This window comes from Hyphomicrobium sp. 1Nfss2.1, from assembly GCF_965243865.1.
GTDB lineage: Bacteria > Pseudomonadota > Alphaproteobacteria > Rhizobiales > Hyphomicrobiaceae > Hyphomicrobium_A.
This window is the reverse complement of record NZ_OZ251603.1, coordinates 232,379-245,023: the sequence shown is the minus strand read 5'-3', so window position 1 is coordinate 245,023 and position 12,645 is coordinate 232,379. Positions and strand designations below refer to the sequence as shown.

The window sequence follows — 12,645 nt, the reverse complement described above, 5'->3', positions numbered from 1 at the left end:
GGAGCGGGTCCTATCCTGTTCTCGTTATCAGGCGTACTTGGCCTTCACCTCGTCCGCCACGTTACGCGGGACATCCGCGTAGTGCGCGAACTGCATGGTGTAGGAGGCACGCCCCTGGCTCATCGACCGCAGCTGGCTGACATAGCCAAACATGTTCGCGAGCGGCACGTAGGCCCGGATGACGGTGGCGTTACCACGCATCTCCTGGTTACGGATCTGACCGCGGCGGCTGTTGATGTCGCCGATGACGCTGCCGACGAAATCGCCCGGCGTCACCACCTCGACGTCCATCACCGGCTCCAGAAGCTTCACACCGGCCTTATCGAAACCTTCCCTCAGCGCCGAACGAGCGGCGATTTCGAAGGCGATGGCCGAAGAGTCGACCTCGTGGAACGCGCCGTCATACAGCGTGACCTTGGTGTCGACCACAGGGAAGCCGATGAGCACGCCCGAGTCCCAAACGGACTGGACGCCCTTCTCGACGCCGGGGATGTACTCCTTCGGCACCGTGCCGCCGACGATCTCGGAGGCAAACTCGTTGCCCTTGCCGGTCTCGTTCGGCTCGATGCGGAACTTGACGCGGGCGAACTGACCGGTGCCGCCCGTCTGCTTCTTGTGCGTGTAGTCGACCTCGGTCGGACGCACCAGCGTCTCGCGGTAGGCAACCTGCGGCGCGCCGACGTTGGCGTCGACACCGTAGGTGCGCCTCAGAATGTCGACCTTGATGTCGAGATGAAGCTCGCCCATGCCCTTGAGAATGGTCTCGCCCGACTCCTGATCGACGGAGACGCGGAACGAGGGATCCTCAAGCGCCATGGTGGAAAGCGCCATCGACATCTTTTCCTGATCGGCCTTCGTCTTCGGCTCGATCTTCATCTCGATGACGGGGTTCGGGAACTCCATCTTTTCGAGAAGAACCGGCTTGCTGGGATCGCAGAGCGTCTCGCCGGTGCGGGTGTCCTTGAGACCCGACAGAGCGACGATGTCGCCAGCGTAGGCCTCCTTGATCTCTTCGCGGTCAGCTGCGTGCATGAGATACATGCGGCCGACGCGCTCCTTCTTGTCGCGCGTGGTGTTTGCCAGCGCCATGCCGCTCTGGATCTTGCCAGAGTAGATGCGGCAGAAGGTGATCGAGCCGACGTGCTCGAAGCTCATGATCTTGAAGGCAAGGAGCGACAGCGGCTCTTCATCCGTCGGCCTGCGCAGCATGGGCTCGCTCGTGCGCGGATCGATACCCTTGAAGGCTTCACGATCGGCAGGCGAGGGCAGGAAGTCGACGACGGCGTCGAGCAGCGGCTGCACGCCCTTGTTCTTGAAGGCCGAGCCGCACATCATCGGGTAGAAGGCGGTGGTGATCGTCGCCTTGCGGATGAGCTTGCGCAGCGTATCCTCGTCGGGCTCCTTGCCCTCGAGGTAGCCTTCCATCGCAGCGTCGTCCATCTCGACGGCGGCTTCGATCATACCGGCGCGGAACTCAGCCGCGCGGTCCTTGAGGTCGTCAGGAATTTCCTTCACGACCATCTTGGCGTCTTTGCCGTCGCCTTCCCAGACGTAGGCCTTCATCGTGATGAGGTCGACAACGCCGGCGAAATCGCCTTCGGCGCCGATGGGAAGCTGGATCGGAACGGGACGCGCGCCGAGCTTCTCTTTGATGTCGTCGACGCACATGTAGAAGTCGGCGCCGGTCTTATCCATCTTGTTTGCGAAGATGATGCGCGGCACGCCGTACTTGTCGCCCTGGCGCCAGACGGTCTCGGTCTGCGGCTCGACGCCCTGGTTCGAGTCAAGAACGCAAACAGCGCCGTCGAGGACGCGCAGAGAACGCTCAACCTCGATGGTGAAGTCGACGTGGCCTGGGGTGTCGATGATGTTCAGACGGCGCATGCTGCCGTCGCGACCTTTCCAGAAGCAGGTCGTCGCAGCAGACGTAATGGTGATGCCACGCTCGGCTTCCTGGTCCATGAAATCCATGGTCGCAGCGCCGTCGTGCACTTCGCCGATCTTGTAGGACTTACCGGTGTAATAAAGAATACGCTCGGTCGTCGTCGTCTTGCCGGCATCAATGTGGGCCATGATGCCGAAGTTACGATAGTCCTTGATGTCGTAGTCGCGGGCCATTTTCTGTCAGCGCTCCGATCCGATCACCAGCGATAATGCGAGAAGGCGCGGTTCGCCTCTGCCATCTTGTGCGTGTCTTCGCGCTTCTTGACGGCCGTGCCACGGTTGTTTGCGGCATCCAGCAGCTCGCCAGAAAGACGATCAACCATCGTGTTCTCGTTACGTGCGCGGGCAGCCGTGATCAGCCAACGGATGGCAAGAGCCTGGCGGCGCTCCGGACGAACCTCGACGGGAACCTGGTAGGTGGCGCCACCGACGCGGCGCGAGCGGACTTCGACAGCCGGCATGACGTTGTCGAGGGCGGTGCGGAACAGCTGCACCGGATCGGACTTCGCCTTCTGCTCCATGCGCTCGAACGCGCCATAGACGATGCGCTCGGCAACAGACTTCTTGCCCTGCTCCATCACGGCGTTCATGAACTTGGAGATGACGACGTCTCCGAACTTCGGGTCCGGATTGACGACGCGCTTCTCAGCACTGTGACGACGGGACATTGCTTCTCAGCCCTTCGCTGCAATTCTCTTCGACGACTAGCGGGCCGACCCTTCGGCCCACGATACCCGCCAATGGCGGAGCAAATTGATTACTTCGGCCGCTTGGCGCCGTACTTGGAGCGACGCTGACGGCGAGCGGCAACGCCCTGCGTATCGAGCACACCGCGAACGATGTGGTAGCGGACGCCGGGAAGATCTTTGACGCGGCCGCCGCGAATGAGCACGACGGAGTGCTCCTGCAGGTTATGGCCCTCGCCAGGAATGTAGCCGATCACCTCGTAGCCGTTGGTGAGACGGATCTTGGCGACCTTACGAAGTGCCGAGTTCGGCTTCTTCGGCGTGGTGGTGTAGACGCGCGTGCAGACGCCACGCTTCTGCGGGCACGCCTCCATGTGGCGCGACTTCTCGCGGTACGTCTTCTGAGTCCGGGGCTTCCGGATCAACTGTTGTATCGTCGGCATGCGCCTCTTCCGTCCACGATCATTCGGCTGGCGAATGCGCCAAACCGAACCTGCCAAGCGCACACCTATCAAAGGTGCGTGCCCGGCACGAAAAAACCAGAGGATCATGCGTGCTCGGCGAGCGCCGCAGATCTTGGTCCGAATTTGTCCTCTGCTTTGCGACGATAGCGTTTAGGTCAAGGCGTCCAGTACGAAGGGACGCGGAATTGTCCTACCACCTACCGTGAGAGTGGGTGACCTATATACACGCTGCTGAATCCGGTCAACACCGCACAGAAAATTTTTTACTTCTGCGCGGCGCTCGCTGAGCGATGCGCATGGCAATTAACTCGGCCAACAAAAAAGCGCGGCCACCTTGCGGCAGCCGCGCTCGTTAACGATCGGCAAAAGGCCTTATTCCACGGCCTCCTCGGCGGGGCGGCGGCGGCGGCGCCCCGGTCCGGCACCGGGACCACCCAGCGCGTTGGCCGGGTCGCCCTTGGCCTGTTCGCGAGCGATGAGCTCGTCGCGCTTCTGGGCGATCTTGCGCAGACGGCGCAGTGCTCCGCCAGTGCCGGCCGGAATCAGGCGGCCAACGATGACGTTCTCCTTGAGGCCCTCGAGGGTATCGATCTTGCCGTTGACGGCGGCGTCGGTGAGGACGCGCGTCGTCTCCTGGAACGAAGCGGCCGAGATGAAGGAGCGAGTCTGCAGTGAAGCCTTGGTGATGCCAAGCAGCACCGGCGTGGCTATCGCCTGCTTCTTGCCGGCCTCAGCAGCCTTGGCGTTGATCTCGTCGAGTTCAACGCGGTCGAGCTGCTCGGACTTGATGAGACCCGTCTCGCCTGGATCGGAGACCTCAACCTTCTGCAGCATCTGGCGAACGATCACTTCGATGTGCTTGTCGTTGATGGTCACGCCCTGCAGACGGTAGACGTCCTGGATCTCGTTGATGAGGTAGTTTGCAAGCTCCTCAACGCCCTTGATCGCCAGGATGTCGTGCGGCGCAGGATGGCCGTCATAGACGAAGTCGCCACGCTCGATACGGTCGCCATGTTGCACCGCCAAGCTCTTGCCGCGCGGAATGAGATATTCCACCGGCTCGGCGGTCTCATCGTCCGGCTTGATGGTGATGCGCTGCTTGTTCTTGTAGTCCTTGCCGAACTCGATGGTGCCCGAGATCTCGGCAATGATGGCGTGGTCCTTGGGACGACGCGCTTCGAACAGCTCGGCAACGCGCGGCAGACCGCCGGTGATGTCACCGGAACGGGCCGACGCAGTCGGGATACGTGCAAGCACGTCGCCCGCCTTCACCTCTTGTCCGGGCTCCACCGACAGAATGGCGTCGGGGGCGAGCAGGTAACGAGCATCGCCACCGCGGGCCACCTTGATCGGCTTACCCTTGCTATCCTTGACGATGATAGCCGGCTTCAGGTCGGCCGAGCGCGGGGACGCACGCCAATCGACGATAACGCGATTGGTGGTGCCCTTCATCTCGTCCGTCTGCTCGCGCACCGAGGCGCCTTCGATGAGATCCTCGAAGTCCACCTTGCCTGTCACCTCGGTGAGGATCGGGCGGGTGTAGGCGTCCCACTGGGCAAGCTTGGTGCCGCGCTTGACTGCGTCGCCTTCCTTCACGTGCACGCGGGCGCCGTACGGCACCTTGAGCGTTGCCAGCTCCTTGCCGCCCTGGTCGACGATGGCGAGCGACATGGTGCGCGTCATCGCAACTTCGCGACCCTGGCTGTCCTTCACGATAGCCGGGTTCTTGATCTTCACCGTGCCGTTGAAGTTCGATTCGATGAAGGAGCTATCGACAAGGTTCGCGGTGCCGCCGATGTGGAACGTACGCATCGTGAGCTGCGTGCCCGGCTCACCGATCGACTGAGCGGCGATGACGCCGACAGCCTCGCCGATGTTGACGGGCGTGCCGCGTGCAAGGTCGCGACCATAGCACTTGCCGCAGACGCCTGTGACGGTATCGCAGGTCAGCACCGACCGGATCTTGACCTCCTGCACCTGCGCCTTCTCGATCGCCTCGGCATGACGCTCCTCGATCAGCTCACCGTTCTTGACGAGAACGTTGCTGGGATCGTTCGGATCGACGATGTCCTCGGCGGCCGTGCGGCCAAGCACACGCGCTGCCAGCGAGACGATGACCTGACCGGCATCGACCACTGCCTGCACGCTGATGCCGCGTTCGGTACCGCAATCCTCTTCTGAGATGATCGCGTCCTGGGCGACGTCGACGAGACGACGCGTCAGGTAGCCCGAGTTCGCCGTCTTCAAGGCGGTGTCGGCGAGGCCCTTACGAGCGCCGTGGGTCGAGTTGAAGTACTCGAGAACCGACAGACCTTCCTTGAAGTTGGAGATGATCGGCGTCTCGATGATCTCGCCCGACGGCTTGGTCATGAGACCGCGCATACCGGCGAGCTGCTTCATCTGGGCCGGCGAGCCGCGGGCACCAGAGTGGCTCATCATGTAGACCGAGTTGATCTGCTTCTCGCGACCGTTCTCGTCCTTCTCGACCGCAGAGATGCGCTCCATCATGTCCTTGGCGATCTGGTCTGTGCACTTCGACCAGGCGTCAACGACCTTGTTGTACTTCTCGAGCTGGGTGATGAGGCCATCGTTGTACTGCTGCTCGAACTCGCGCGCCATTTCCGTCGTCTGGGCGACGATCTTGGCCTTTGAGTCGGGGATGAGCATGTCGTCCTTGCCGAACGAGATGCCGGCCTTGAACGCGTGGCGGAACCCGAGTGCCATGATCTGGTCGCAGAAGATCACCGTCTCCTTCTGACCGCAGTTGCGGTAGACGGCGTCGATGAGACCGGAGATGGCCTTTTTGGTCAGCAGCTGGTTGACCAGGGTCGGCTTGATGCCCGGCTGCTTGGGCAGCAGCTCGGCGAGAATCATTCGGCCCGGGGTCGTATCCATGACCTCGGTGACGGGATTGCCTTCCTCGTCGAGCGAGGTAAAGCGGCCCTTCACCTTGGCGTGCAGGCTGAGCACGCCGGCTTCGAGCGCATGACGCGCTTCGGAGACGGAGCCGAGCAGCATGCCTTCACCCGGCTCGTGATCGCGGATGATCGACAGGTAGTAGAGGCCGAGCACGATGTCCTGCGAAGGCACGATGATCGGCGAGCCGTTGGCAGGATGCAGGATGTTGTTGGTCGACATCATCAGCACGCGTGCTTCGAGCTGGGCTTCCAGCGACAGCGGCACGTGCACAGCCATCTGGTCGCCGTCGAAGTCGGCGTTGAAGGCGGCGCAGACGAGCGGATGCAGCTGGATGGCCTTACCCTCGATGAGGGTCGGCTCGAACGCCTGAATGCCGAGGCGATGCAGCGTCGGGGCGCGGTTGAGCATCACGGGATGCTCGCGGATGACCTCATCGAGGATATCCCAGACCTCGCCCTTCTCCTTCTCGACCAGCTTCTTCGCCTGCTTCACGGTCGCTGCCTGGCCCTGGGCCTGCAGCTTGGCGTAGATGAACGGCTTGAACAGCTCGAGCGCCATCTTCTTCGGCAGGCCGCACTGATGCAGCTTCAGCTCAGGACCGACGACGATCACCGAACGGCCGGAGTAGTCGACGCGCTTGCCGAGCAGGTTCTGACGGAAGCGGCCCTGCTTGCCCTTGAGCATGTCGGCGAGCGACTTCAGCGGACGCTTGTTGGCGCCGGTGATGACGCGGCCGCGGCGGCCGTTGTCGAACAGAGCGTCGACGGCCTCCTGCAACATGCGCTTCTCGTTGCGGATGATGATGTCCGGCGCGCGCAGCTCCATCAGCCGCTTCAGACGATTGTTGCGGTTGATGACGCGGCGATAGAGGTCGTTCAAGTCGGACGTGGCGAAGCGGCCGCCGTCGAGCGGCACCAGCGGGCGAAGCTCGGGCGGGATCACCGGCACGACGGTGAGGATCATCCACTCGGGGCGGTTGCCCGACTCGATGAACGCCTCAATGACCTTCAGACGCTTGCCGAGCTTTTTCGGCTTGAGCTCGGTCGTCGCTTCGGCGATCTCCTGGCGCAGGTCGTCGCGAATCTTCGGCAGGTCCATGGCCGAGAGCATGTCGCGAATGGCTTCGGCGCCGATGCCAGCGGTGAAGCTGTCGGGGCCATGCTCGTCGAGCGCGCGGTTATAGTCCTCCTCCGAGAGAAGCTGTCTCTCCTTGAAGGCGGTGATGCCGGGCTCGATGACGATGTAGTTCTCGAAGTAGAGAACGCGTTCGAGATCCTTCAGCGGCATGTCGAGCAAAAGGCCGATGCGCGAAGGCAGCGACTTCAAGAACCAGATGTGCGCGACAGGGGCGGCAAGCTCGATGTGGCCCATGCGCTCGCGGCGCACCTTGGCGAGGGTCACCTCGACGCCGCACTTCTCGCAGATCAGGCCCTTGTACTTCATGCGCTTGTACTTGCCGCACAAGCACTCGTAGTCCTTGATCGGTCCGAAGATGCGCGCGCAGAACAGACCGTCACGTTCGGGCTTGAACGTGCGGTAGTTGATGGTCTCGGGCTTCTTAATCTCGCCGAACGACCAGGACAGAATATCGTCAGGACTCGCGATGGAGATCTTGATCTGATCGAAGGTCGGAAGCGGTGCTTGCGTCTTGAACAGGCTGGTAATCTCGTTCATCCGTCTCTCCTTCAGGGCGTGGCGGCCGTCGCCCCGGTTCAAGCTGCAAGGATCAGGTGGCGGTGATCCTCACGGAAAATGGGCCCATGGCGTCTTGAGCCCTCGTCTCGTTCGCGCGGGTTTCACGCGCGATGTCCGGGGCCATTGCCAGCCCCGGACGAAGTCTCGCTCTGCTATTCGGCGGCCGGAGGCAGCTGCGGCTGCTTCTCCGGCGGCTGCTCCTCTTCCTCGGGCGGCGGCAGGGCGCTGAACTCGGAGTTCTCGAGTTCCACGTTGAGGCCTAGCGCGCGCATCTCCTTGACGAGCACGTTGAAGCTTTCGGGGACGCCAGCCTCGAAGGTGTCGTCGCCGCGCACGATGGCCTCGTAGACCTTGGTGCGGCCGGCAACGTCATCCGACTTGACGGTGAGCATCTCCTGCAGCGTGTACGCGGCGCCGTAAGCTTCGAGTGCCCACACCTCCATTTCGCCGAAGCGCTGGCCACCGAACTGCGCCTTGCCACCGAGCGGCTGCTGGGTGACGAGCGAGTACGGGCCGATGGAACGGGCGTGGATCTTGTCGTCGACAAGGTGGTGCAGCTTCAGAACGTACTTGTAGCCGACCGTCACCTTGCGATCGAACGGCTCGCCGGTACGACCGTCGTAAAGACGGACCTGACCGGACGAATCGAAGCCCGCAAGTTTGAGCATGTCGACGATGTCAGCTTCCTTGGCGCCGTCGAAGACCGGCGTTGCGATCGGCACGCCCTTCGTCAGCTTCTCGGCGACCTCGACCAGTTCTTCGTCCTTCATCGAGGTCTTGAACTGGTCTGGGCCGTAGATCTCAGCCATGCGCTGACGCAGCACCTTGGCCTCGCCGCTCTCGTGCCACTGCTGGATGGCATCGTCGATGGCGCGGCCGAGACCGCGACACGCCCATCCAAGATGCGTCTCGAGAATCTGGCCGACGTTCATGCGCGAAGGCACGCCGAGCGGGTTGAGCACCACGTCGACGTGCGTGCCGTCCTCGAGGAACGGCATGTCCTCGCAGGGCACGATCATCGACACGACACCCTTGTTGCCGTGACGGCCGGCCATCTTGTCGCCCGGCTGGATCTTGCGCTTCACGGCTACGAAGACTTTGACCATCTTCATCACGCCGGGAGGCAGCTCATCGCCGCGCTGCAGCTTGTCGACCTTGTCGACGAAGCGACGCTCGAGGCTCTTCTTGGCTTCCTCGTACTGCTTGTTGATGGCTTCGATTTCGGCCTGGGCCTTCTCGTCCTTGAGGCCGAACTCCCACCAATGGCTACGCGGAACCTCGTCGAGGATTTCCTCGGTGATGGTCGTGCCCTTGGGCGCCGTCTTCGGACCCTTGGCCACTTCCTTGCCGAGAAGAGCTTCCTTCAGACGCGCATAGACGTTGCGATCGAGGATCTGCATCTCGTCGTCGCGGTCCTTGGCGAGACGCTCGATCTCCTCACGCTCGATCGCCATCGCACGCTCGTCTTTCTCGACGCCGTGGCGATTGAACACGCGCACCTCTACGACCGTGCCGGACACGCCCGGCGGCAGACGCAGGGACGTATCGCGGACGTCGGAAGCCTTCTCGCCGAAGATGGCGCGAAGCAGCTTCTCTTCCGGCGTCATCGGGCTCTCGCCCTTCGGCGTGATCTTGCCGACGAGGATGTCGCCCGGGTTCACCTCAGCGCCGATGTAGACGATGCCGGCTTCGTCGAGGTTCTTCAGCGCCTCTTCCGAAACGTTCGGAATGTCGCGCGTGATTTCCTCGGGCCCGAGCTTGGTGTCGCGGGCCATGACTTCGAACTCCTCGAGGTGAATCGAGGTGAAGACGTCATCGGAGACGACGCGCTCGGAGAGGAGGATCGAGTCCTCGAAGTTGTAGCCCATCCACGGCATGAACGCGACGAGCACGTTCTTGCCGAGCGCCAGATCGCCCAGATCGGTCGAGGGACCGTCGGCGATGATGTCGCCCGCCTTCACCGAATCGCCCACGTGCACCAGCGGACGCTGGTTGATGCAGGTGTTCTGGTTCGAGCGCTGGAACTTGCGCAGACGGTAGATGTCGACGCCCGGCTTCGAAGGATCGGTTTCTTCCGTCGCGCGAATAACGATACGCGTGGCGTCCACCTGATCGATCACGCCGGTGCGGCGTGCAGCGATGGCAGCGCCGGAATCGCGCGCAACCACCTCTTCCATGCCGGTGCCGACGAGCGGCGCCTCGGCACGGATCAGCGGCACGGCCTGACGCTGCATGTTCGAGCCCATGAGAGCGCGGTTGGCGTCATCGTTCTCAAGGAACGGAATGAGCGCGGCGGCGACCGACACGAGCTGCTTGGGCGACACGTCGATGTAGTCGACCTTCTCCTGCGGCACGAGGAGCACGTCGCCCTGGTAACGGCAGGTGATGAGATCGTCGGTGAGATTGCCCTTGGCGTCGACCTCGGCGTTGGCCTGGGCGACGTGGTGGCGCATCTCTTCCATGGCCGAGAGGTAGACGACCTCGTCGGTGAGCTTGCCGTTGACGACCTTGCGGTACGGGCTCTCGATGAAGCCGTACTTGTTGACGCGCGCAAACGTCGCCAGCGAGTTGATGAGGCCGATGTTCGGGCCTTCCGGCGTCTCAATCGGGCAGATGCGCCCGTAGTGCGTCGGATGCACGTCGCGCACCTCGAAGCCGGCGCGCTCGCGCGTCAGACCGCCCGGTCCAAGTGCCGACAGGCGGCGCTTGTGGGTGATCTCCGACAGCGGGTTGGTCTGGTCCATGAACTGGCTGAGCTGCGAAGACCCGAAGAACTCGCGCACGGCGGCAGCCGCCGGCTTGGCGTTGATCAGGTCCTGCGGCATCACCGTGTCGATATCGACCGACGACATACGCTCCTTGATCGCGCGCTCCATACGCAGGAGGCCGACGCGATACTGGTTCTCCATCAGCTCACCGACCGAGCGAACGCGGCGGTTGCCGAGATGGTCGATGTCGTCGATCTCGCCCTTGCCGTCGCGCAGGTCGACCAGCGTCTTGATGACCGCGAGGATGTCTTCGCGGCGCAGCACGCGCATGGTGTCGGGCGCATCGAGCTCGAGGCGCATGTTCATCTTCACGCGGCCGACGGCCGAGAGGTCATAGCGCTCGGGATCGAAGAAGAGCGAATGGAACAGGTTGGTCGCCGCCTCGATGGTCGGCGGCTCACCGGGCCGCATGACCCGGTAGATGTCCATCAACGCCTCGTCCTGGTTGGCGTTCTTGTCGATGTTGAGCGTGTTGCGGATGAACGGCCCGATGTTGACGTGGTCGATGTCGAGGATCGGGAATTCTTTGACCTTCTGATCCTTCAGCTCGGCCAGCAGCTCGGCATCGAGCTCATCGCCCGCTTCCGCGTAGATCGCACCCGTCTCCATGTCGACGACGTCGGCAGCGATGTAGCGGCCGGCGAGATCGTCGGAGGAAACGAGCACTTCCTTGAGGCCGCCTTCGGCAAGCTCACGCGCCTTGCGGGCGGTGATCTTTTCGCCGGCCTTGACCACTACCTCACCGGTCTTGGCATCGGCGAGATCGGCGGTCGGCGTCATGCCACGCATCTTCTCGGGCACGAACGGCATCTTCCAGCCGCGCTTCGATTCCTTGATCGTGATGTGGTTGTAGAAGAAGCTCAGGATCTCTTCGTCATTGAGGCCGAGCGCATACAGCAGCGTCGTCACCGGCAGTTTGCGGCGACGGTCGATGCGCACGTAGACGATGTCCTTGGCGTCGAACTCGAAGTCGAGCCAGGAACCGCGATAGGGGATGATGCGGGCTGCGAACAGCAGCTTGCCCGAGGCATGCGTGCGGCCGCGGTCGTGATCGAAGAACACGCCCGGAGAGCGATGCATCTGCGAGACGATGACGCGCTCGGTGCCGTTGATGACGAAGGTGCCGTTCGACGTCATGAGTGGCATGTCGCCCATATAGACGTCCTGCTCTTTGACGTCCTTGATCGACTTGGAGCCCGTCTCCTCGTTCACATCGAACACGATCAGGCGCAGCTTGACCTTCAGCGGCGCGGAGAAGGTCATATCGCGCTGCATGCACTCGTCGACGTCATACTTCGGCGGCTCGAACTCATAGCGCACGAACTCGAGCGTGGCGCGGCCGGAGAAGTCGGAAATCGGGAATACGGACTTGAACACCGCCTGCAGACCGTGATCGTCAGAACGGCCGCCGGGAGGCTCCTTGACCATCAGGAAGTCGTCATAAGAGCTCTTCTGAACCTCGATGAGGTTCGGCATCTCTGCAACTTCGCGAATGGATCCGAATTTCTTCCGGATGCGCTTGCGGCCGTTGAACGTCTCAGCCATTTTCGCTCCTTGTCATCCGCGCAGGTGACGGCCCGCGCTACTGCTGCCTTCGTGGCGAGGGCCGCCAACCCTCGCTTTAGCCTTGAAACGGCTCACCGGAAGGCCCGTTTAGGGGTTGTAGAACCCCTAAAAAGACCCTCCGGAGAGACGTTTGGTGCCCGCTCCTTTCGGGAACGGGCGAGGAAGGCGACCGGCACGGAATGCCGATCGCCCACCGCAATTACTTCACTTCGACCGTGGCGCCCTGGTCTTCCAGCTGCTTCTTCAGCTTGGCAGCCTCGTCCTTGGACACGCCTTCCTTGACGGCCTTGCCGCCGGCCTCGACGAGGTCCTTGGCTTCCTTGAGGCCAAGGCCCGTGATGGCGCGGACTTCCTTAATGACGTTGATCTTCTTTTCGCCACCGGCCTTCAGGATGACGGTGAACTCGGTCTGCTCCTCAGCCGGGGCTGCGGCAGCAGCGCCGGGAGCGGCGGCAACGGCGACGGCAGCAGCCGCCGACACGCCCCACTTCTCCTCGAGAAGCTTGGCAAGCTCAGCCGCCTCGAGGACGGTCAGGCTGGAAAGGTCGTCAACGATCTTCGACAGATCGGCCATGATGTAAGTTCCTTCGGTTTGAACCTAAC

6 protein-coding genes are annotated in these 12,645 nt (G+C 62.6%); all 6 read right to left on the bottom strand.

Translation table 11 applies throughout. From position 1 onward, the window contains the following. Positions 1-27: 27 nt before the first annotated feature. Positions 28-2,118, bottom strand: coding sequence for an elongation factor G (gene fusA, locus ACP15D_RS01120; RefSeq protein ID WP_424955740.1), 2,091 nt, complete (start codon positions 2,116-2,118; stop codon positions 28-30). Between the two features lie 23 nt (positions 2,119-2,141). After that, positions 2,142-2,612 carry a 30S ribosomal protein S7 gene (gene rpsG / locus ACP15D_RS01115; RefSeq protein ID WP_072377401.1) on the bottom strand — a complete coding sequence of 157 codons (471 nt, stop codon included), beginning with the start codon at positions 2,610-2,612 and terminating at the stop codon, positions 2,142-2,144. An 89-nt stretch (positions 2,613-2,701) separates the two neighbouring features. Continuing rightward, on the bottom strand, positions 2,702-3,073 hold the full coding sequence (rpsL, locus tag ACP15D_RS01110; protein ID WP_424955739.1) for a 30S ribosomal protein S12: 372 nt from the start codon (positions 3,071-3,073) through the stop codon (positions 2,702-2,704). A gap of 393 nt (positions 3,074-3,466) precedes the next feature. Then, a complete protein-coding gene (gene rpoC, locus ACP15D_RS01105) occupies positions 3,467-7,687 on the bottom strand; it encodes a DNA-directed RNA polymerase subunit beta' (protein ID WP_424955738.1) in 4,221 nt (1,406 codons plus the stop codon). Between the two features lie 173 nt (positions 7,688-7,860). Continuing rightward, complete coding sequence (rpoB, locus tag ACP15D_RS01100; protein WP_424955737.1) at positions 7,861-12,021, bottom strand: DNA-directed RNA polymerase subunit beta; 4,161 nt, start codon at positions 12,019-12,021, stop codon at positions 7,861-7,863. 220 nt (positions 12,022-12,241) lie between these two features. Beyond that, positions 12,242-12,616 carry a 50S ribosomal protein L7/L12 gene (gene rplL, locus ACP15D_RS01095; RefSeq protein ID WP_424955736.1) on the bottom strand — a complete coding sequence of 125 codons (375 nt, stop codon included), beginning with the start codon at positions 12,614-12,616 and terminating at the stop codon, positions 12,242-12,244. Positions 12,617-12,645 lie beyond the last annotated feature (29 nt).